Source organism: Pseudochrobactrum sp. AO18b (assembly GCF_000409565.1).
In the GTDB taxonomy this organism is placed as follows: Bacteria; Pseudomonadota; Alphaproteobacteria; order Rhizobiales; family Rhizobiaceae; genus Pseudochrobactrum; species Pseudochrobactrum saccharolyticum.
In genome coordinates, this window is the sequence record NZ_ANNO01000242.1 from 1 (window position 1) to 21,194 (window position 21,194).

A 21,194-nucleotide genomic window follows, 5' to 3' on the forward strand; every position below is an offset into this window, starting at 1 on the left:
AAAGGAGGGCCGTAAGATGTTTTCTCTGCGACATCAGCATCATCACACATTCGGCCCTGATTTCGCCCTGTCTCATTAATTTGTGCAGGGCCGATTAAGACTGTAAAATCTGTCTTTATCAGCCTTTTCTGAAAGGTGCAGTTCTGCTTGGAGCATGCTGCATCTGATTTGAGCCATCCCGTTACCAGTTCGCATCTATGCGATGTTCTGTGCGGCTATGGCAAATTCTGAGCTGATCTTATGTCCTACCTTAATCTTCAAAATCTTTCTCTTACTTTGTCCGTTGAACTGTTTCGCAATTTAAGCCTCGTTGTCGGTGAGGGTGAACGCATTGGCGTGGTTGCCGCCAACGGTCGTGGTAAATCCAGCTTGATGCGTATTATCAGCGGTGATCTGGAGCCAACGGATGGTCTGGTGACCCGCGCCCGTGGTTTGAAAACCGGCGTGGTGCCGCAATATGTGCCGCAGGACTGGCTGGATATTTCTTTATATAATGTGGTGCTGAGCGGGCTGGATGAAGACGCGCAGCTGCATGAAAGCTGGCGCGTTGATATTATTCTCGACGATCTGAGTGTGCCGCAGGATATGCGTGACCGTGCAATGCGGCAGTTGAGCGGTGGCTGGCAGCGCCTTGCTTTGCTGGCGCGAACGCAGATTGCCGAGCCCGATCTGTTGCTGCTGGACGAGCCGACCAACCATCTGGATTTGGAAAAAATCCACCTGCTTGAAGGCTGGCTGAATGATCTGCCGCGTTCAACAGCGGTGATTATGTGCAGCCATGACCGTGCTTTTCTCGATGCTGTGACCAAGCGTACATTGTTTTTGCGGCCTGAAAATTCGCAAATCTATGCTCTGCCTTATAGCCGTGCCCGTGTCGCATTGGATGAGGCTGATGCTGCCGATGCGCGCCAATATCAAAAAGATATGAAAACCGCACAGCAATTGCGCAAACAGGCGGCGAAACTCAATAATATTGGTATCAATTCGGGCAGTGACCTGCTGGTGATAAAAACCAAACAGCTGAAGGATCGTGCGGAGAAGCTGGAAGATGCTGCCAAGCCTGCGCATCTGGAGCGGTCTGCCGGTGTTATCAGGCTGGCAGGGCAGAGCAGTCATGCCCGTGCGCTGGTGGTGATTGATAATCTTGATGTGGTCACGCCGGATAATCGCATTCTTTATAAAACTGGCCGATTATGGATCAATCCGGGTGACCGTATCGTGCTGCTTGGTGCCAATGGAACCGGCAAAACACGGTTGCTGACCATGGTGCGCAATGTGATTACCGGTGCAGCGCCGGAAAGTTCGGCGCTTAAAGCTACGCCGTCACTGGTGCTGGGCTATAGCGATCAGGCATTGTCGGAACTCAATGACAAGCATACGCCGCTGGAAACCATCATTCGTCGTTTTGATATCGGCGATCAGAAAGCGCGCTCGCTGCTGGCAGGGGCGGGTATGAATATTGATATGCAGGGGAAGGCGGTTGCACGACTTTCCGGCGGACAAAAAGCGCGGCTGGCTATGCTGGTGCTGCGGCTGAAACATCCGAATTTCTATATTCTCGATGAGCCGACCAACCATCTGGATATTGAGGGGCAGGAGGCGCTGGAAGCTGAATTGCTGAACAGCGATGCCGCCTGTCTGCTGGTGTCGCATGACCGCAGTTTCGTGCGCAATACCGGCAATCGTTTCTGGCAGATTGTGAAGAATAAGCTGGTTGAAGTAGAAACGCCGGAAGCATTCTTTGAAGAAGCCGGACAGCTTGCGGGCTGAATAGTCTGATATATAACAAAAGATACCGGCAGTGTAATTCTTACGAAAATACACTGCCGGTATCACTCGTTTTCAAATGTGATGGTTTTTCAACCGAGTATAATCGATTTACTTTTTCTCCCCGCGCTTTATCCCTTGCAGGGAGAGCCCGACTTTGCCAAAAGATGGCGACCATGTCTGACAATCCCCTGTCATCATAATCGGCTACAGCAGTTTTGTATCCGTTGCGCAGCGATACTATTCCGGATTGCAGGCATATCTTTCGATAACGAATTTAGGACTGTTTAAATGGCCAATTCTGCAGATCAGACCCCGCAGGGTCTCGACCGTATTCTGACACTCGAGCTGGTTCGCGTGACCGAGCGCGCCGCTGTGGCTGCTGCCCGTCTGCGTGGCCGCGGTGATGAAAAAGCTGCGGATCAGGTTGCTGTTGACGCAATGCGTAAAGAGCTGAACCGTCTGCCGATCTCCGGTACTGTTGTTATCGGTGAAGGTGAACGTGACGAAGCGCCGATGCTCTATATCGGTGAAGAAGTTGGTACCCGCAACGGTCCTGAAGTTGACATCGCGCTCGATCCGCTGGAAGGCACCACCATCTGCGCCAAGAACCTGCCAAACTCGCTGGCTGTTGTTGCAATTGCTGAAAAAGGCAATCTGCTTTACGCACCGGACGTTTACATGCAGAAAATCGCTGTTGGTCCGGGTTATCCGCGCGGCGTTGTAGATATTGATGCTTCTGCGACTGAAAACCTGAACGCACTGGCAAAAGCCAAAGGCGTTAAGGTCAACGAAATCACTGCCTGCATTATGGATCGTCCGCGTCACGCACGCCTGATCGAAGAAGTACGCGCAACCGGCGCTGCAATCCGTCTGATCGGTGACGGTGACGTTGCCGGTGTTATGCACACCACAAATCCGGATGAAACCGGCATTGATATCTATCTCGGCATTGGCGGCGCGCCTGAAGGCGTTCTGGCAGCTGCAGCTCTGCGCTGCATCGGCGGCCAGATGCAGGGTCGTCTGCAGTTCAATTCTGATGACCAGATCGCCCGCGCTCTGAAAATGGGCGTTACAGACCCGAACAAAGTCTATCTGATGGAAGAAATGGCTAAAGGCGACGTGCTGTTTGCAGCCACCGGTGTAACCGACGGTAACATGCTCTCCGGCGTAAAATTTGCCCGCGACTACATCCAGACCCACACCATCGTCATGCGTGCTCAGTCACAGACTGTGCGTGAGATTAAGGCGCGGCACCAAGACCTCTCCAAGTTCGCATAAAGTAAAAATCGCCAGCTTGGTCTGCAAATGGCGTCTGTCTCGAAATCCGATGCTCACGTACTAACAGTACGCTCCGTTCCGGTTTCAAAACAGCCACCATTTTCGCCGCAACCTGATGATTTTTAGCCTCGGCGCTACAAGGACAGCTACGAGAGTGGCACCATAATTAAATTCTGCTATAAGGCGACATTGAAAAATGTCGCCTTTATTGTTTGTAAAAACAGGAGTTGCCCGCGTGGATATGAATGAGCGTTTGTTTCTCGGAATACGTTCTTCTGCAACGGGCATGAAATGGGTTGATCGTTTAGGTCTGCGGGAAGCCAATACCGCCCTCGCTATCGCCCAGAATTACGGTATTCCCGATCTGGTTTCCCGCGTTATGGCCGGTCGTGGCGTTGGCCTTGAAGCCGCCGAAGAATTTCTCAATCCGAGCATCCGCTCCCTGATGCCTGATCCGCTGACCCTGACGGATATGAAACAGGCTGCCGTACGCATCGCCGATGCTATTCAGCGCCGTGAGAATGTTGCCATTTTCGGTGATTATGACGTCGATGGTGCCTGTTCATCTGCGCTGCTGTCCCGCTTTCTCAATGCCTACGATATCAGGAATGTCATTTATATTCCGGATCGTATTTTTGAAGGCTATGGTCCAAATCCCGATGCCATGCGCGAGCTGGTTGCCAAAGGCGCATCACTGATCGTGACTGTCGATTGCGGTACCAATAGTGCTGTCTCAATTACCGCTGCGAAAGATGCCGGTGCCGATGTTGTGGTTCTGGATCACCACCAGCTTGGTGGTGCCTTGCCAGAAGATGCCGCCGCGATTGTTAATCCGAACCGTGAGGATGATATTTCAGGGCAGGGGCATCTCTGCGCTGCCGGTGTTGTCTTTATGACTTTGGTGCAATTGGCACGGGAATTGCGTGAGCGCGGTATCAAAGCGGCAAATGGTACGCCGGATTTGCTGGGCTATCTCGATCTGGTGGGCTTGGCCACGGTTTGCGATGTGGTGCCGCTGATCGGTGTGAACCGTGCTTTTGTTGTAAAAGGTTTGCTTGCTGCCCGTAATCAGAGCAATGCTGGCTTGGCGGCGCTGGCGCGGGTATCTCGCATTGGTGAGCCGCTCAATAGCTTCCATTTCGGCTTTCTCATCGGCCCCCGCATCAATGCAGGCGGGCGTATCGGTAATGCTGCTCTGGGCAGTCGTTTGCTGACATTGGATGATCCGGTTGAGGCCAATACCATCGCCGAAGAACTGGACAGGCTGAATGCCGAGCGTCAGGCGATGGAAGCGGTAATGTTGCAGCAGGCGGAAGCGGAAGCCTTTGCCGAACTTTCCGGCAAATCAGGACCTGCCGTGCTGGTCACTGCTAATGAGGACTGGCATCCGGGTATTGTAGGCTTGTTGGCCTCCCGTCTGAAAGATAAGTCGAAACGCCCGACTTTTGCCATTGCCTTTAATGGTAATGGCGTGGGCACAGGATCAGGGCGCTCGATCAGCGGTTTTGATCTTGGCAAGCTGGTACGCAAAGCCGTTGAACAGGGCTTGCTGGTCAAAGGCGGCGGTCATGCTATGGCGGCGGGTATCACGGTGGAGAAATCCAAGCTCGGAGCTTTGCGTGCTTTCTTCGAGGAACAGGCTGCCGAGCAGGTGGATGAATTGCGTGCTGAGCAAAGTCTGGCGATTGATGGTGCTGTTTCAGCCACCGGCGCAACCGTTGCACTGTATAATGCACTGGAAAAAGCAGGCCCTTATGGTGCCGGTCATGTACAGCCGTTGCTGGCACTGCCAAACCATACAATCGCTGATGTGCGTGTTGTCGGGCGCGATCATGTGAAAGTTGCCCTGAAAGGGCTGGACGGCAAACGTGTCGACGGTATTGCCTTCCGTGCTGCTGACAGTGATCTTGGGCGTTTCCTGTTCGATCAGGCCGGACACATGGTACATGTCGCCGGCCATTTATCGCTCAATCACTGGAATGGTTCAGTCTCAACACAGATCCGTATCGTGGATGCCGCAAAAGTTGATCTCTCGCGCCAATAGTGTCTGATCCAAAAGTCGCCTGATTTAGCTCAGTAGATTGGGCTGCAAATGGCAGCCGCTTTTTGATTCAGACTCTAACCAAATTGCTGAGGTTAGTTTACCAACTGCCGGTATTTTCCATAGATACCCATGGCTCCTGCGGTGCCAGTCTTTCGCCTTTTTGCAGAATTTCAATGGAAATACCGTCCGGTGATTTCACAAAAGCCATGCGGCCGTCGCGTGGCGGACGGTTAATGACAACGCCTTTGTCTTTCAGGTTTTGGCAGAAGTCATAAATATTATCGACCTCATAGGCGAGATGGCCGAAATTGCGTCCGCCGCTATAGGTTTCCGCATCCCAGTTATAGGTCAGTTCCAGCTCCGGTGCGCGGGAACTTTCTGCATTCGCCTGATCTTTCGACGCGCTGAGGAAGATCAAAGTGAAGCGTCCCTGTTCACTTTCCGTGCGGCGTGTTTCCACCAGTCCGAATTTTTCAACAAAAAAATCCAGTGACTCATCAATGTCACGAATACGGATCATGGTGTGCAAATAGCGCATGTTTGCCTCCTGTTTTACCCTGTTTGTTCCTGTCTGTTTTAGCAGGTGTCATATTTAAAACAGGGCAGATTTGAAATAGTTCACCGCTGTTTTAGCATGCCTGCTCATAAAGTCTGTGATCGAAACAGGAATATTGAAAGTTTGCTCTTGCCGGATACGGTTAAGGAAGTGTTATCTTGAAGATGAGAATCAACCTGATTTGCCCGGCAGATGAAAGGAGGAGCGTGCCATGACTGACAAGTCTTTGTCCCATGAGTTTATGGATGGTACCAACTCCGCTGAGGATGCAACCGATATTGTCGAGATTTCCGGCGTCATTAAATGGTTCGACGTCGCGAAGGGCTATGGTTTTGTCGTTCCCGATCAGGACGGCTACGGTGATATTCTTGTTCATGTGACGACATTGCGCCGTGACGGTTTTCAGACCGCACAGGAAGGTGCACGTGTTGTTTGCGAAATTCGCCGCGGTGAACGCGGCTGGCAATGTTTCCGCGTTTTGTCTCTCGACCTTTCCGATGTTGCGCATCCTTCAACTCTGCCGCCTGCACGTACCCATGTTGTGGTTACGCCGTCGAGCGGGCTGGAGCGGGCAATTGTCAAATGGTTCAACCGTACCAAAGGTTTTGGCTTTCTAAGCCGCGGTGAGGGGACAGAAGATATTTTTGTTCATATGGAAACGCTGCGTCGCTTCGGTATGATGGAACTGCGTCCGGGACAGGTGGTTCTGGTACGGTTCGGCCATGGTGATAAAGGGCTGATGGCGGCAGAAATTCATCCGGATATCGGTTCGCCTTTTACTAATCCGCATTAAAACCGGTCTCTGACCGGTTTTTTTATATTTGCTATAATGGTTTGCACGTATATTTTCTCTCAAACATATTTTGAAGTATGGTTTGCCTATGAAACAGTGGTTTGCTTGTTTGGTATTTGTGGCCGCGCTTTTGGGTGGCAGTTTCGCGGTGTCAGCGCAGGAAGAACCGATGCGCGTTCCTGTGGATGTGCAGGCTTTGAAAATACAAACCGCATCGGGAGAGAAAAGTTTCGGGCTGGAAATTGCCGATACGGATCAGAAACGCAGTGCAGGACTGATGTATCGTAAGGATTTTCCGGCTGACCGTGCGATGATCTTTGTTTTCAGTGAAGAGCGTCCGGTGATGATGTGGATGGCCAATACGCCGCTGCCGCTGGATATGTTGTTTGTCCGTAATGACGGATCAATCGCGCGGCTTGCTGAAAATACGGTGCCCTTTTCAAAAGATATCGTTGCTTCCGGCGAGCCTGTGGCTTTTGTCATTGAAGTGAATGCAGGCATTGCCGCTAAACTTGGCATCAAGGCTGGTGATACAGTCAAGCACCGGATAATATGCGGGCAATGTCAGTGAATTTGAGTCCTGTTGCGCTAAACAGGGCGGAAGATAAATCTCGGAAGTGAACTATGGTCGTGAATGTGAATGAAGTCCGTTATTTTGAACATGACGGATTAAAGCTGGCTTATCGTGATGAAGGACAAGGTGAGCCGGTTTTATTGATCCATGGTTTCGCATCTTCCGGTATGGTGAACTGGCTCAATCCGGGCTGGATTAAAACACTGACCGATGCCGGTTACCGCGCGATTGCGATTGATAATCGCGGCCATGGCCGCTCCGATAAGCCGCATGACCGTGAACTCTACTACCCGTCATTAATGGCGGCTGATGCTGTTGCCCTGCTGGATCATCTGAATATCGATAAAGCCCATGTTATGGGCTATTCCATGGGCGCGCGGATCAGTGCTTTTGCGGCGCTGGAACACCCAAAACGCGTGCATAGTCTGGTCTTTGGGGGCTTAGGCATTGGTATGGTCACCGGTGCCGGTGACTGGGATCCGATCTATGATGCATTGTTGTCGGAAGATGTGGACAGTATCACCCATCCGCGCGGTTTGATGTTCCGCAAATTTGCGGATCAGACAAAGAGCGACCGTTTTGCGCTTGCAGCCTGTGTTATCACCTCCAAAGAGCTTATTCCCGCACAGGCTATGGCGATGATCAGCCAGCCTGCACTGGTTGCTGTCGGCACGAAGGATGATATTGCCGGTGATGCGCAGGATCTGGCTGATCTGATGCCGCATGCAGCGGCTGTTGATATTCCTGACCGCGATCATATGCTGGCGGTCGGAGATAAAGTTTACAAGCAGGCTGTGCTGGAGTTTCTGAAGGCGCATCCGATTGCCTGAGTGCTGCCGGACAGGTTTTCTATGAAAATGTGACGATCCGCTCAGGTAATTTTACCGCAATAGCAGCAGAGGGATTTTCATCTCTTGTAATGCGGTTTAAACTCGCCCAGATAAATGCCGGAAGCTGCAATGTGTAGGACTGGTGAAAATAATCGGAAATATTTGATTTCCGCTAAGATTTTCCAGCCATTTCAAAGCATTTGGCGGTTTCCGGTGATTGAAGAATAAGTGAATGCTGTAAAGCCAGGAGTGATGCAATGGCCGCACATGGTTCTGTTCCGGTGAGCAAGGTCGTCGATCATATGGATCCGATCTGGTATTCCGTGCGTGCTGAGGCCGAAGCTGCAGCCGTGAAAGAGCCGTTGCTGGCGGCGTTTCTGTATTCCACAGTGCTTAATCAAGGCAGTCTGGAAGATGTGGTTATGCATCGCATTTCCGAGCGTCTCGGTCATGCGGATGTGGCTGCTGATCTGCTGCGCCAGACTTTTGTAACGATGAGCAAAGCCTCGCCGGAATGGTCGCAGACTTTGCGCATTGATTTGCAGGCGGTTTATGATCGTGATCCGGCGGCAAACCGTTTTCTTGATCCTCTGCTTTATATGAAGGGCTTCCATGCCATCCAGACCCACCGCTTAGCGCATTGGCTGTGGAAAGAGGGACGCAAGGATTTCGCCTATTATCTGCAGAGCCGTTCTTCATCGATTTTCCAGACCGATATTCATCCGGCGGCGAAATTCGGCAGCGGTATTTTTCTCGATCATGCGACCGGTGTGGTTATCGGTGAAACTGCGGTGGTCGGCGATGATGTGTCGATCCTGCATGAGGTAACACTGGGTGGTACCGGTAAAGCTGGCGGTGATCGTCATCCGAAAATCGGCCGTGGTGTGCTGATCGGTGCCGGTGCAAAAATTCTTGGCAATATCACTATCGGTGAATGTTCAAAAATTGCTGCCGGTTCCGTGGTGGTTAAAGCCGTGCCGGATAATGTGACGGTCGCCGGTGTTCCGGCGAAAGTGATTGGCAGTTGCGATTGTGCTGAGCCTTCGCGCGCGATGGATCAGCTGATTAATGCTGCTGAATAAAAGCACGCCCCGAAAAGTGTAAGCGGTTTTCGGGTAAGGCGTGCGTAAGAATAAATGCACGCCCCGAAAAGTGTGAGCGGTTTTAGGATAAAGCGACATGTTGCCCCTTTACATATCGGGCACAGGGGCGCATGAGACAGCCCCGTAAAATGAAACAGGAGAATCCGTTTGAAACCCGAAGAAATCAAGAAACTGGACGCCTATTTCAAGCGGACTTTTGATAATCAGAACCTGACTGTTAAGGCGCGTCCGCGTAAGGATGACTCCTGCGAAGTCTATATGGATGATGAGTTTCTGGGCATCATCTATAAGGATGAAGATGAGGGCGAACTGTCCTACAACTTCTCCATGGCCATTCTGGAAATGGACCTGTAATTTTAGCAGCCCTGTTTGCTGAAGTTAAAAATCTTTTGAATTACAAATATTTATGGCGGCTTATGCATGAAAAGATTCATTCGCATCAGCCGCCGTTTTTATATTTAAGCCTTCAATCTGTGTAATCAGGTCGCAATAGCGTAAAATCTCTTGCGATATGTTATATTATAACATATCAATGTCGCCTTTCCGATAATGACGGGCTGTGCGCTGAAGCGCGCATGACCCGTAACATGGCGATATTCAGGAGATGAAATGGAACAACGTTTACCTGTCACGGTTTTGTCCGGTTTTTTGGGCGCCGGAAAAACCACTTTGCTCAACCATATTCTGAACAATCGTGAAGAGGTGCGTGTTGCCCTGATCGTGAATGATATGAGTGAAGTGAATATTGATGCGGCTTTGCTGCGTGATGGCGGTGCCAATCTGTCCCGCACACAGGAGCAACTGGTTGAGCTGACCAATGGCTGTATCTGCTGCACTTTGCGCGATGATCTGTTGCAGGAGGTGACGCAGCTCGCAAAACAGGGGCGTTTTGATTATCTGCTGATTGAATCGACCGGTATTTCCGAGCCTTTACCGGTAGCCTCGACTTTTGAATTTCGTGATGAGGAAGGTTTCAGCCTTTCTGATGTGGCGCGGTTGGACACGATGGTAACTGTTGTCGACAGCGCTAATCTGCTGCGCGATTATGCATCGCAGGATTTTCTGAGCGATCGTGGCGAGACAGCCGGTGAGGGCGATGAGCGCGGTATTGTGGATTTGCTGGTGGAGCAGATCGAGTTTGCCGATGTCGTGGTGCTGAATAAGATCAGCGAAGTTTCGTCCGCGCAAAGGCAGGATATTTATAAAATTATCCGCGCACTCAATCCGGACTGCGATGTGGTTGATGCTGATTTCGGCAAAGTGCCTTTGGCGAAGATCATGAATACCGGCCGCTTTAGTTTTGAAAAGGCCGAGCAACATCCGTTATGGTTTAAAGAGCTCTATGGTTTTAAAGATCATGTGCCGGAGACAGAGGAATATGGCATCCGCTCTTTTGTCTATCGTGAGCGCCGCCCGTTTGATCCGGCTAAATTCCATGACTTCATTCAGCAAAGCTGGGCGGGGCTGATCCGCTCGAAGGGTTTTTTCTGGCTGGCCACCCGCCCGCGCTATGTGGGTGAGCTTAGTCAGGCGGGGGCGTTATTACGTACAGGAAAACGTGGTCTGTGGTGGGCCTCTATCCCGAAGCAATACTGGCCGGAAGATGAGGGCTGGCGTCAGTCTATGCAGCCTTATCTTGATCCGTTCTGGGGCGACCGGAGGCAGGAACTGGTTTTTATTGGTACTGCCGCGATGAATGAGGGGGCAATACGGGCTGCGCTGGATAATTGTCTGGTTGAGGCCGATAATTTTGTACCCGATGAATGGGCATCGCTTTACGATCCGTTCGAGTCTTGGGATCAGCGCGCGGCATAATTTATTATTTTAAAACAATATTATACGCCTTTGCGTGAAGAAATAGATTCACGCAAAGGCTTTTTTGCTAGAGCATTTCACAGTCAAGTTGGATCAACTTGACGCCCGTGATAATGCGACCAAATAAAGAATTTAGAGCGAGCGCTCTGATCCAATCTGGACGTAAACCGCTCTAGATGCCTATAGCCGAGGTTTCTTTAACCTCCTCCATCACCGGATAGGTATGGGTTTCACGCACGCCCGGCAGCGAGAGCAGGGAGTCTGCCAGAAAGCGGCGATATTGTTCCATGTCCGCTACACGCGCTTTCACCAGATAGTCAAAGCCGCCTGCCACCATATGGCATTCCATCACCACCGGATTGTTTTTTGTGGCCTCGGCAAAGGTTTCAAAAACCTCCGGTGTTGTGCGGTCGAGCTTGATTTCCACGAATACCAGCATGGAGCGGTTGAGCATTTTCGGTGAGAGCTTTGCCGTATAGCCCAGCACATAACCATCGCGGGTTAAACGCTTGACCCGCTCGGCCGTTGCGGTCTGTGACAGGCTGATTTTCTCGGCCAGTTCGGCATTGGTCAGCTTGCCGTCCGCCTGCAATGCACGGAGGATCTTTTTGTCCATAGCGTCAATTTGCTTCATTTTAGCTAAAATTCCGATTTTTGAAGTGATATCCACCGAATAAGGCACTTTAATTAGTGAGATAAACTATATGAGATAAAATATACAGTTAAAAACCCGTCGCAAGACTCTACAGGAGCCTTTTTATGACACTGCCCAATACAGCCCTTTCAAACGCCCCTCAGGTTGTTTATGAAAAGGCTCAGAATACAACCCTGCCACTGCCGCCTTTTACTGCGCCTTATGCACCGGATGACGATGAGCTGGTCAGTGCATTGCTGGCCAGCGTAACATTCGATGATGCCGCCAACCGCCGCATTGATGCGCGGGCTTCGGAATTCATCACCAATATCCGCAAGCAGTCCAAAGGGATTGGCGGTGTTGAAGACTTTCTGCGTGAATATGGCCTGTCCACCCGTGAAGGTCTGGCGCTGATGGTGCTGGCCGAAGCGCTTCTGCGCGTGCCGGACAGTGCAACACAGGACAAGCTGATCGAAGATAAGCTGAAACAGGGCAACTGGTCTGAGCATCGTGCGCAGGGTGATACATGGTTTGTATCAGCTTCCGCATGGGGGCTGGGTCTGGCAGCTAAAGTTATCCGTCCGGGCGAAACACCGGAAGGCGTTCTGTCTTCGCTGGTTAAGCGTATGGGCTTGCCGACAGTTCGCACAGCCACCAAACAGGCAATGCGCTTTCTCGGTTCGCATTTCGTGCTGGGTGAAAATATTCACGATGCATTGAAGCGCGCCAAAGTCGCTGAGAAAAAAGGCTATCGCCATTCTTTCGATATGCTCGGCGAAGGTGCGCGCACTGCAGAAGATGCCAAGCGTTATTATAAATCCTATTCCGATGCGATTGATGAAATCGGCAAAGCTGCCGGCAATGGCAAACTGCCAGATCGCATGGGTATTTCGGTCAAGCTCTCGGCTCTGCATCCGCGTTATTTGGCAACCCATCATGCGCAGGTGATGCGTGAACTGGTGCCGGATGTGCTGGCGCTGGCTCAGAAAGCCAAATCCTATGATCTGAACTTCACCATTGATGCGGAAGAAGCAGACCGTCTGGAACTGTCGTTAGACCTGATCGACCGCGTTTTCGCTGATCCGTCACTGGCTGGCTGGGATGGTTTCGGTCTGGCGATTCAGGCCTATCAGAAGCGCGCTCTGCCGGTTATCCAGCATATTGTTTCCCTGTGCGAAAAGACCGGCCAGCGCATGATGGTGCGTCTGGTGAAGGGCGCTTACTGGGATACAGAAGTGAAGCGTACGCAGGAGCGCGGTCTGGAAGACTATCCGGTCTTCACCCGCAAAGCTGCAACCGATGCGTCTTATATTGCCTGCGCCCGCTATATGCTGGATCAGCGTAAGCATATTTTCCCGCAATTTGCCGGACATAACGCCCTGACAGTGGCGATGATTCTGGAAATGGCCGGAAATGATAAGAGCGGTTTCGAGTTCCAGCGCCTGCATGGCATGGGTGAAAGCCTGTTCAAACAGGTGACAGAAGCCGGTGAAAAGATTGCCTGCCGCGTTTATGCGCCTGTTGGCGGCTATCGCGACCTGCTGGCCTATCTGGTGCGTCGCCTGCTGGAAAATGGTGCGAACTCGTCGTTTGTTTCCGTTGTGGGCGATGAAAATGTGCCGGTTGCAAGCCTGCTGAAGCGTCCGGTTGAAATTTTGAATGATGGCAGAGGCATGCGGAATGCAAATATTCCGTATCCTAAAGATATGTACGGGCAGCGTCGTAACTCTGCCGGACTTGAATTTGGTGACAGACTAGTATTGGGGACTTTTATGGACGGGATCGTTAAGGCGCGGGCGAATGTTGATGCAGTGCCATTATTTGCCGGTTTTGCTAAAAAAGGCTCAGGTCAGCCTGTATTGTCGCCGGTAGACGGTTCTCAGGTGGGTACAGTTGCCGAAGCAACTGCTGAAGATGCTGCAAAAGCTGTTGAAGTTGCACGCAAAGGCTTTGCCGGCTGGTCACGCATGAGCGTTGAAGACCGCGCGACAGCGCTGGAACGTGCCGGTGATCTTCTGGAGAAGAACCGCGACCGTTTCATCGATCTTCTGTCGCGTGAAGCCGGTAAGACAATGGATGACGGTATTGCCGAAATCCGTGAAGCCGTTGATTTCTGCCGTTATTATGCTGCGGAAGCCCGTCGTCATTTTGCCAATGAAACCATTATGCCTGGCCCTACAGGTGAAGATAACCGTCTGCGTTATCGTGGTCGCGGTGTGTTCGTTTGTATCAGCCCGTGGAACTTCCCGCTGGCAATCTTCCTTGGTCAGGTGACCGCTGCGCTTGCTGCCGGTAATGCGGTTGTCGCCAAGCCTGCGGAACAGACCCCGCTGATCGCCTATGAAGCAATCAAGCTGCTGCATGAAGCCGGTGTACCGCAGGATGCAGTGATTTATCTGCCGGGTGACGGTTCCGTTGGTGCTGCTCTGACCTCGCATGCCCGCATTGACGGTGTGTGCTTCACCGGTTCGACCGATACTGCATGGGCAATCAACCGTACATTGGCGGCCAAGAAGGGCCCGATTGTGCCGCTGATCGCTGAAACCGGTGGTCTGAACGCCATGATCGTTGATGCGACTGCTCTGCCTGAGCAGGTTGCTGATGATGTTGTTATGTCGGCATTCCGCTCTGCGGGTCAGCGTTGTTCGGCTCTGCGTATTGTTTATCTTCAGGAAGATGTTGCTGACAGCATGCTGAAGATGATCGAAGGTGCAGCGCGTGAAATGCATCTCGGCAATCCGGCTCTGGAAACCACAGATATCGGCCCGATCATTGATCGTGAACAGCAGACCATGCTGAACGACTATGTTGAGCAGATGAAGGGCAAAGCCAAAGTGACCAAGGTTGGCGTGACACCGGAAGGTGAATTGCAGGCCGGTCATTTCTTTGCACCGCATATTATTGAGCTGAAAGATGCATCAGAACTGACACGCGAAGTGTTTGGTCCGGTTCTCCATGTTGTGCGCTGGAAGGCATCTGAACTTGATAATGTTCTCGATCAGGTTGCCAATTCGGGCTTCGGTCTGACCTTTGGTCTCCATAGCCGTATTGAAGCGGTTGTGGCTCGTGCGGTTGAGCGTCTGGATGTGGGTAATATCTATATCAATCGTAATACAATCGGTGCGGTTGTCGGTACGCAGCCATTCGGCGGTTCCGGCCTGTCCGGCACCGGTCCTAAGGCTGGTGGCCCGAACTATCTGCTGCGCTTTGCGCTGGAGCAGGTTGTGTCGGTTAATACCGCAGCAGCCGGTGGTAACGCTTCGCTGATCGCGATGGGCGAATAATATAGACAACACGATTGCCCTCAATCAGGGCAATATGTTGCGTTTTATCGAAAAAGAATCGCCTGCCGCATAAAATGTGGCGGGCGATTTTTTATTTTCTGTTTTGCACAGAATTTCGTTGACGAAAAATACAACCTGAGGTAGTTTTGATCTTGTACTGAAAAGCATACTTCACTTAGTTATTTTAGATCTGAGCATAATATTTTTTTGAAATTAATTGCTTTTGAAAAGCGGGACGGGCAAATCTTCCCCATATGATCGCCTGCCTGACAGTTCGCATATCGGACATTTTAACCCGGATCTTTTTGCTGATCCGGGTTTTCTTTTGGAAGATTTTGATTGATGGCTTGATATAAGCTTCTGTTATTGTGCTGTTATATGAAAATGTGCTCTTTACCGGCTGGGACAGTTCTCAGAGGTTTGATGTGGTGAAAAGGGTGTGCGCGTTTGAGCATTTGCAAAGCGGTGGCTCATTGTGCAGACTCATATTGTGTGTTGAATGGGCTTGATCGGCGTTTATTCGAATGAAATTTAAAATGCAATTTTAAGATGTATATATTTGTTCTGCGCAATAATATCTTTTCCGCAAAATGCTGAAACAGAAGAGCTTGCAAGGTCTGAAAAACAGAGCTAAAAATGCCGCATGACTAATTTTACTTTTGCATCTCTTATTTGGTGGTGGGCTCGCTTCTAGCGGCCAACGCAGACATTTGCATAAGTGTCATTCAGGTCGCTCAGGGGTTCACCGGGCGGCCGTTTTTATTTTCTGCCCTGAAATCCTGAAACGCCTGAGTATCTACTAAAATCAAAGCAGAGATGCTTTGTTGAAAAACAGGTGCGAAACCGGCCGTTTGGCAGTATAGGGATCGCAGCAACAGGAGCAGAGCGATTATGGCAAAAACTGCCGATCAGGATCAGCACGATCATATCACGCAGGGCGGCATTACTGTCGCACGCCGCCGTCATCTGGTGGATTACAAAACGGCTATCGACAAGCGTATTGATGCGCTGGATACAAGACGCGGCGCTGTCTTTTCATCCAATTATGAATATCCGGGTCGTTACACACGCTGGGATACGGCAATTATTGATCCGCCGCTGGTGATTACCTCCAAAGGCCGCTCTATGCGCATTGAAGCGCTGAATGCACGCGGTGAAATTCTGCTTGGCGGTATCCGCCCTGTGATCGGCGCTTTGCAGGAAGTGACGATTAATGATGAAACAGAGCAGAAAATTCAGCTGACGATTGCTGAGCCGACACGCCAATATATGGAAGAAGAACGCTCGCGTATGCCATCGGTCTTCACCGTGCTGCGCGAGATCGTCTCTCTGTTCTACTCCGAAGAAGACAGCAATCTCGGCCTTTACGGTGCTTTCGGTTATGATTTGGCCTTCCAGTTCGAGCCTATTACTTACAAGCTGAAACGTCCTGAAGATCAGCGCGATCTGGTCCTGTTTCTGCCTGATGAAATTCTCGTTGTTGACCATTATTCTGCAAGAGCATGGGTGGATTCCTACGATTTCACTGTCGGCAATAAGAAAACGGACGGCTTGCCGCGCGAAACACCGTCTGACGTATTCAAAGCAGCTGAAAAACTGCAGGCAAAAGGCGATCACCAAAAGGGCGAATATGCTGCTCTGGTTGAACGCGCCAAAGAAAGCTTCAAATGCGGTGATCTATTTGAAGTGGTGCCGGGGCAGATTTTCTATGAGAAATGTGAAAACCAGCCGTCAGCCATTTCCCGCAAGCTGAAAAGCATTAACCCGTCACCATATTCTTTCTTCATCAATCTGGGCGAGCAGGAATATCTGATCGGTGCTTCACCGGAAATGTTTGTGCGGGTGAATGGTCGCCGCATCGAAACCTGCCCGATCTCCGGCACGATCAAGCGGGGTGAAGATGCGATTTCAGATTCAGAGCAGATTCTGAAACTGCTCAATTCTAAAAAAGATGAATCCGAACTGACCATGTGTTCCGATGTGGATCGCAACGATAAAAGCCGCGTTTGCGAGCCGGAATCGGTGCGCGTAATCGGTCGCCGTCAGATCGAAATGTATTCCCGCCTGATCCATACGGTTGACCATATTGAAGGTCGTCTGCGCGATGGTATGGATGCTTTTGACGGTTTCCTCAGTCATGCATGGGCAGTCACAGTGACCGGTGCACCGAAGCTCTGGGCAATGCGTTTCATTGAAGAAAATGAGCGCAGCCCGCGTGCATGGTATGGCGGCGCGGTTGGCATGATGCATTTCAACGGCGATATGAATACCGGCCTGACACTGCGCACTATCCGCATTAAAGACGGTGTGGCGCAGGTACGGGCAGGGGCAACTTTGCTCTATGATTCAAACCCGCAGGAAGAAGAAGCCGAAACCGAGCTGAAAGCATCGGCAATGCTTACAGCGATCCGTGAGGCGCATATCAAGCCGGAATTGCAGGAGAAGGCGCAGTCTATGAAAGCAGGAACCGGAATTTCTGTTCTGCTGGTCGATCACGAAGATTCCTTCGTGCATACGCTTGCCAATTATTTCCGCCAGACCGGCGCCAATGTGGCGACTGTGCGTTCGCCGGTGAGTGACGAAATCTTTGACCGCTTCAAACCGGATCTGGTGGTGCTTTCACCGGGACCTGGTACGCCGAAAGATTTCGACTGCACGAATACAATCCGCAAAGCGCGTGACCGTGATCTGCCGGTCTTTGGTGTATGTTTGGGCTTGCAGGCGCTGACAGAGGCCTATGGCGGCTCACTGAAACAGCTGGAAATACCGATGCATGGCAAGCCGTCACGGATTAAAATCCTGAAAAACGGCGTGGTGTTTGATGGTCTCGGGCAGGAAGTCACCGTTGGCCGCTATCATTCGCTTTATGCGGATAAGGCAACATTGCCAGCGGATTTCATCATCACTGCTGAGACAGATGACGGCGTTATCATGGGCTTTGAACATGCAAAAGAACCGGTGGCTGCAGTACAGTTCCATCCGGAATCAATCATGACGCTCGGCGGCAATGCCGGTATGCAGATGATTGAAAATGTGGTGTCAAAGCTCGTCAAGAAGTAACCGCAAGTGATGTTAAAAAGAAAAGCCGCGTAACATTTGTTGCGCGGCTTTGTTTTTTTGAAGCAGATATGCGTATCTGACAAATACCAAGATTAAGCAGACGGTCTCATAGCTTGCAGCTGCATACGGGCGTTTTCTTCCCGCACAGCCTTAGCCAGTTCGATGCTGACAACACGTCTGCCAACCGGCCAGAAGGAGATGCCGGCCAGTTTGAAAGACTGTATGCCGAATGGAATACCAATGATGGTTATGCAGTTGATGATACCGGCAATGATGTAAGAAAAGAACAGCACGATACCGAAGGTGCATGCCCAAAGAACATTAAATATAAAGCCTATCGTTCCGGTGGTGGCAGTGGTGGCCGTTACGCCCTTGCGGTCTAACTCCCTGACATGGACGACATCTTTACCGAATGGAAATGCAGACATTTTAGCCATTTCAATCGCTGCACGGGTCAGCGGTAAGCCAATAATAGAAATAGCGAAGACTGCTGCACCCAAAAGCCATATCAAGGCAAGAACTGCACCGCCGAAAACAAACCAAATAACATTTCCTGCAAATCGCATATTTATATCCATTATTATGAGTGAAGTTATATAATAAAATTATTCATCTAAAGGTTCAAAATTTCTTTTGCACGTCCAATTTATTGGGGTATAAATCTTTGATGTGCGATAAAATTACTTTGCCCGTTAAATCCACGCTTCGTCGCCGGTAAAACTCACAGTAATCCAGCGTTGCGGGCCTGCGCCGCCGATTTCCTCACCGATCTCTTCGCGGATTGCATCCAGCGTTGTGATTGATGTTATCGGGAAGTTAGCGGGCAGAACGATGTGAATTTCAATGAAACGTGCGCGACCGATTTTGGCTGCATAGCTGGCATATTTTTTGAAGCCATGTTTGGCCTTCATTCTATCCATGATCTTGCGCACCCGCAGGTCCATGCGCTCCGGTGTGACCAGCAAAATCTCGCGAAATGCACCCAGAACTGTTTTGAGCGGCACAAAGATAAGGCCTGCCGACAGAAACAGCAAAATGGCGGGGTCTGTATAGACCGTCCATGGCTCAAAAGCTGTACCCTGTAACAGCCATGCCAGGCTGAAGGCGATCAGAAGAGCCAGCGTAATCAAAGCGGTCATCAGCCAGCTTTGCGTATCAAGCGTGATAAAGTTCGATTTGAGCCGTTTATTGATCTTGTGCTGATAGGCCATCATGACAAAACAGATGATACAGACAATGACGGCGTAGAGAATTGCCCAGTCAAAATTCAGCTCTGTGCCGCCTTGCAGCAAGGTGCTGACGGCGTTGATGAAAGCATAGAGACAGAACAATATCAGCACGATGCCGTTAAAAGCGAGAACCAGTGGTTCAATATGCCAGAAACCATGCTGGAAGCGGCGTGTTCCTTCGCTGGTCAGGAGCCGCGCGACAAAAAGGGCAAGTATCGACATGACAGCATCGGTTGAGGAGAACATGCCGTCAAAAATGACTGCGCTGGAACCGGAGAGTATGCCGAAGACTATTCCGAAGAGGCCGATAAAGATTGTGACAAATATTGATCTTCGTAAAATCAGTTGTTCAAAACGTGCGAGACGTTGCATTTTAAAGGGTCTGCCTTTGTAGAAAGAACAACCATCTGTGAAACCGGAAGGCACAAGTATTTATGCCGTGAAAACGGTTTAGCTGGCTGCTTTTTTGTTTTTAGCACTTTTTCTGCGCTGATCCGGACAGATATTGTCTTATTACTGCTGTGCGTAATTTCGGATCGGGATGTTAAGCTGCGCATTTATGCATAGGCACTCTATATATTATTATTATGAAAATTAAAAGAGATGCCGCTTTTTGACCGTTAAGCACGTCAGTTTCGGATGGTTATCTGATTCGAAATGCTGGCTTTTCCTCATCTGTATTTGCAAATGATTTGCAGTTAAACCATATGTAAGTCTATGAATTTGCTGATTTATTAAAAATACAGCGCTGAGTGAAAACCAGTTGCAACTGGACGGCAGAAATTAGCAAAAAATGTCAGCTACGCTACTTTAGAGATTTGGAATTGGCACATTTTGCGCTAAGGGTAATTACATCTCAGCGAGTGCTGAATTGAATTTATTTCGATGAGGGCGGCTTTGGATGACTGTTAAGCAGTCTCTGCATAAGCTGCCGAATTTTATAAACTGCAAAATTGTAAATCTCCGGCTGTCCCGTCGTTTTTCAACAAAACGGCGCAATAACATGTTCGGAGAGATAAAAGGTTTGGGTATGGATGCTAATCTGAGAATTCGGCGACTGGCTACATGGACAATTCCGGTATCCATCGGCGTGATGGCGCTTAAATATCTGGCCTATCTGCTTACCGGTTCTGTTGCGCTTTATTCCGATGCGCTGGAATCGATTGTCAATGTCATCGCTGCTGTCGGTGCATGGTGGGCAATTACAGTCAGTATTATGCCGGCAGACGGTAATCATCCTTACGGGCACCATAAAGCGGAATATCTTTCTGCTGTGGTTGAAGGTGTACTGATTGTTGTTGCGGCACTGCTGATTGTGCGTGAGGCATGGAGTGCTCTGGAAACACCGCGCACGCTGGACGAGCCATGGCTTGGGCTGGGCATCAACCTGATTGCAGGCGTGATTAATATGCTCTGGGCAGGGCTGCTGATCCGTGTGGGACGCGCTGCCAAATCACCGGCTTTGCTGGCTGATGGCAAGCATATTATGACAGATGTGGTGACTTCCGCAGGCGTGCTGGTTGGTCTGGTTGCAGCAATTATCACCGGCTGGTCAATTCTTGATCCGATTTTGGCGATTGTTGTGGCGTTGAATATTCTCTGGCAGGGCTGGCATGTTATCAATGCCTCCGTGCAGGGACTGATGGATGTAGGTGTTGAACCTGTTGAGGAAATGCAGATCCGCGATATTATCTCCACCAATGCGGAAGGGGCACTTGAGGTGCATGACCTTAAAACCCGCATTGCCGGGCGTGTGACTTTTATCGAATTTCATCTGGTTGTCGCAGCCGATATGACAGTCGGTGAATCGCATATTATCTGCGACCGCATCGAAGATGCGCTGCATGAGAAAATTGATAATTCACGGGTTGTGATTCATGTTGAACCTGAGGATGAGGCAAAGCTTCCGCCGGGAACTGCAGCCGTTCCTTTTGCATGATGGAAATTTAATGCATTGATTTTTCATAATAAAAACGCTGTCCTGCCATTGTGCAGGGCAGCGTTTTTATTTTTCTCTGAATAGGCCTGTAATTTTATTTCGTTTGCGGGGAAGTCTCTTGCAACTTGTTATCAAGGCGTATAGCATTTGTCCCATGAACAACGCGCATCATCATACCAGCTCTTTTGTGAGCTTCGGAGCAGATCAGGGCTTTGCAGCCGCTGAGTCTTGCGCGCGTCCACTCTCGCTTCTACTTCTACTCGGCCTTAGCGGCGATCGCCGGGC

At 50.4% G+C, this 21,194-nt stretch carries 16 protein-coding genes; 12 read left to right on the plus strand and 4 right to left on the minus strand.

Going from position 1 to position 21,194, the window contains the following annotated elements; all coding sequences use genetic code 11:
- Positions 1-240 precede the first annotated feature (240 nt).
- The 3 genes from A918_RS0109905 to recJ all read left to right on the plus strand — a co-directional run bounded on the left by A918_RS0109905 (position 241) and on the right by recJ (position 5,092).
- Positions 241-1,770 carry an ABC-F family ATP-binding cassette domain-containing protein gene (locus A918_RS0109905; protein ID WP_022710909.1) on the plus strand — a complete coding sequence of 510 codons (1,530 nt, stop codon included), beginning with the start codon at positions 241-243 and terminating at the stop codon, positions 1,768-1,770.
- A 288-nt stretch (positions 1,771-2,058) separates the two neighbouring features.
- Positions 2,059-3,048 (plus strand): class II fructose-bisphosphatase, encoded by a 990-nt coding sequence (gene glpX, locus A918_RS0109910; protein WP_022710910.1) that lies wholly within the window; start codon positions 2,059-2,061, stop codon positions 3,046-3,048.
- A gap of 241 nt (positions 3,049-3,289) precedes the next feature.
- A complete protein-coding gene (recJ, locus tag A918_RS0109915; protein ID WP_033316035.1) occupies positions 3,290-5,092 on the plus strand; it encodes a single-stranded-DNA-specific exonuclease RecJ in 1,803 nt (600 codons plus the stop codon).
- Positions 5,093-5,189: 97 nt separating this feature from the next.
- Here recJ and A918_RS0109920 read toward each other — a convergent pair whose 3' ends face one another.
- The gene (locus tag A918_RS0109920) at positions 5,190-5,630 is read right to left on the minus strand and encodes a VOC family protein (RefSeq protein ID WP_022710912.1); all 441 of its coding nucleotides are present in this window, start codon (positions 5,628-5,630) and stop codon (positions 5,190-5,192) included.
- Positions 5,631-5,859: 229 nt separating this feature from the next.
- Between A918_RS0109920 and A918_RS0109925 the strand changes: the two genes are divergently transcribed.
- From A918_RS0109925 to zigA, 6 genes are all read left to right on the plus strand, one after another.
- Positions 5,860-6,441 (plus strand): cold-shock protein, encoded by a 582-nt coding sequence (locus tag A918_RS0109925; RefSeq protein WP_022710913.1) that lies wholly within the window; start codon positions 5,860-5,862, stop codon positions 6,439-6,441.
- A gap of 88 nt (positions 6,442-6,529) precedes the next feature.
- Positions 6,530-7,012 carry a DUF192 domain-containing protein gene (locus A918_RS0109930; protein ID WP_022710914.1) on the plus strand — a complete coding sequence of 161 codons (483 nt, stop codon included), beginning with the start codon at positions 6,530-6,532 and terminating at the stop codon, positions 7,010-7,012.
- Between the two features lie 53 nt (positions 7,013-7,065).
- Positions 7,066-7,845: an alpha/beta hydrolase gene (locus tag A918_RS0109935; protein WP_022710915.1), complete on the plus strand. Its 780-nt coding sequence runs from the start codon at positions 7,066-7,068 to the stop codon at positions 7,843-7,845.
- A 257-nt stretch (positions 7,846-8,102) separates the two neighbouring features.
- Complete coding sequence (gene cysE, locus A918_RS0109940) at positions 8,103-8,927, plus strand: serine O-acetyltransferase (RefSeq protein WP_022710916.1); 825 nt, start codon at positions 8,103-8,105, stop codon at positions 8,925-8,927.
- Between the two features lie 168 nt (positions 8,928-9,095).
- Positions 9,096-9,302 (plus strand): DUF3126 family protein, encoded by a 207-nt coding sequence (locus A918_RS0109945; RefSeq protein ID WP_022710917.1) that lies wholly within the window; start codon positions 9,096-9,098, stop codon positions 9,300-9,302.
- A gap of 255 nt (positions 9,303-9,557) precedes the next feature.
- On the plus strand, positions 9,558-10,763 hold the full coding sequence (gene zigA, locus A918_RS0109950) for a zinc metallochaperone GTPase ZigA (RefSeq protein ID WP_022710918.1): 1,206 nt from the start codon (positions 9,558-9,560) through the stop codon (positions 10,761-10,763).
- A gap of 172 nt (positions 10,764-10,935) precedes the next feature.
- Here the strand turns inward: zigA and A918_RS0109955 are convergent, their stop codons facing one another.
- Positions 10,936-11,397 carry an Lrp/AsnC ligand binding domain-containing protein gene (locus A918_RS0109955; RefSeq protein WP_022710919.1) on the minus strand — a complete coding sequence of 154 codons (462 nt, stop codon included), beginning with the start codon at positions 11,395-11,397 and terminating at the stop codon, positions 10,936-10,938.
- A gap of 125 nt (positions 11,398-11,522) precedes the next feature.
- Here A918_RS0109955 and putA point away from each other — a divergent pair, with 125 nt between their 5' ends.
- Both putA and A918_RS0109970 read left to right on the plus strand, forming a co-directional pair.
- Positions 11,523-14,681, plus strand: a complete 3,159-nt coding sequence (gene putA / locus A918_RS0109960; RefSeq protein WP_022710920.1) for a bifunctional proline dehydrogenase/L-glutamate gamma-semialdehyde dehydrogenase PutA — start codon at positions 11,523-11,525, stop codon at positions 14,679-14,681.
- Between the two features lie 888 nt (positions 14,682-15,569).
- A complete protein-coding gene (locus A918_RS0109970) occupies positions 15,570-17,741 on the plus strand; it encodes an anthranilate synthase (RefSeq protein WP_028233638.1) in 2,172 nt (723 codons plus the stop codon).
- A 92-nt stretch (positions 17,742-17,833) separates the two neighbouring features.
- Here the strand turns inward: A918_RS0109970 and A918_RS0109975 are convergent, their stop codons facing one another.
- Positions 17,834-18,307, minus strand: coding sequence for a YccF domain-containing protein (locus A918_RS0109975; RefSeq protein ID WP_022710923.1), 474 nt, complete (start codon positions 18,305-18,307; stop codon positions 17,834-17,836).
- Between the two features lie 126 nt (positions 18,308-18,433).
- On the minus strand, positions 18,434-19,342 hold the full coding sequence (locus tag A918_RS0109980) for a cation diffusion facilitator family transporter (RefSeq protein WP_022710924.1): 909 nt from the start codon (positions 19,340-19,342) through the stop codon (positions 18,434-18,436).
- A 658-nt stretch (positions 19,343-20,000) separates the two neighbouring features.
- On the opposite strand from A918_RS0109980, the gene A918_RS0109985 reads away from it, so the two are divergent.
- Positions 20,001-20,909, plus strand: coding sequence for a cation diffusion facilitator family transporter (locus A918_RS0109985; protein ID WP_028233639.1), 909 nt, complete (start codon positions 20,001-20,003; stop codon positions 20,907-20,909).
- Positions 20,910-21,194: the final 285 nt, after the last annotated feature.

What these genes read in the sequence shown, in the direction of transcription:
- A918_RS0109930 (WP_022710914.1), top strand. Translation starts at nt 6,530, where the DNA reads ATGAAACAGTGGTTTGCTTGTTTGGTATTTGTGGCCGCGCTTTTGGGT.
- A918_RS0109920 (WP_022710912.1), bottom strand. Translation starts at nt 5,630, where the DNA reads ATGCGCTATTTGCACACCATGATCCGTATTCGTGACATTGATGAGTCA.
- recJ (WP_033316035.1), top strand. Translation starts at nt 3,290, where the DNA reads ATGAATGAGCGTTTGTTTCTCGGAATACGTTCTTCTGCAACGGGCATG.
- glpX (WP_022710910.1), top strand. Translation starts at nt 2,059, where the DNA reads ATGGCCAATTCTGCAGATCAGACCCCGCAGGGTCTCGACCGTATTCTG.
- putA (WP_022710920.1), top strand. Translation starts at nt 11,523, where the DNA reads ATGACACTGCCCAATACAGCCCTTTCAAACGCCCCTCAGGTTGTTTAT.
- cysE (WP_022710916.1), top strand. Translation starts at nt 8,103, where the DNA reads ATGGCCGCACATGGTTCTGTTCCGGTGAGCAAGGTCGTCGATCATATG.
- A918_RS0109975 (WP_022710923.1), bottom strand. Translation starts at nt 18,307, where the DNA reads ATGCGATTTGCAGGAAATGTTATTTGGTTTGTTTTCGGCGGTGCAGTT.
- A918_RS0109955 (WP_022710919.1), bottom strand. Translation starts at nt 11,397, where the DNA reads ATGAAGCAAATTGACGCTATGGACAAAAAGATCCTCCGTGCATTGCAG.
- A918_RS0109985 (WP_028233639.1), top strand. Translation starts at nt 20,001, where the DNA reads ATGGATGCTAATCTGAGAATTCGGCGACTGGCTACATGGACAATTCCG.
- A918_RS0109925 (WP_022710913.1), top strand. Translation starts at nt 5,860, where the DNA reads ATGACTGACAAGTCTTTGTCCCATGAGTTTATGGATGGTACCAACTCC.
- A918_RS0109980 (WP_022710924.1), bottom strand. Translation starts at nt 19,342, where the DNA reads ATGCAACGTCTCGCACGTTTTGAACAACTGATTTTACGAAGATCAATA.
- A918_RS0109905 (WP_022710909.1), top strand. Translation starts at nt 241, where the DNA reads ATGTCCTACCTTAATCTTCAAAATCTTTCTCTTACTTTGTCCGTTGAA.
- zigA (WP_022710918.1), top strand. Translation starts at nt 9,558, where the DNA reads ATGGAACAACGTTTACCTGTCACGGTTTTGTCCGGTTTTTTGGGCGCC.
- A918_RS0109935 (WP_022710915.1), top strand. Translation starts at nt 7,066, where the DNA reads ATGGTCGTGAATGTGAATGAAGTCCGTTATTTTGAACATGACGGATTA.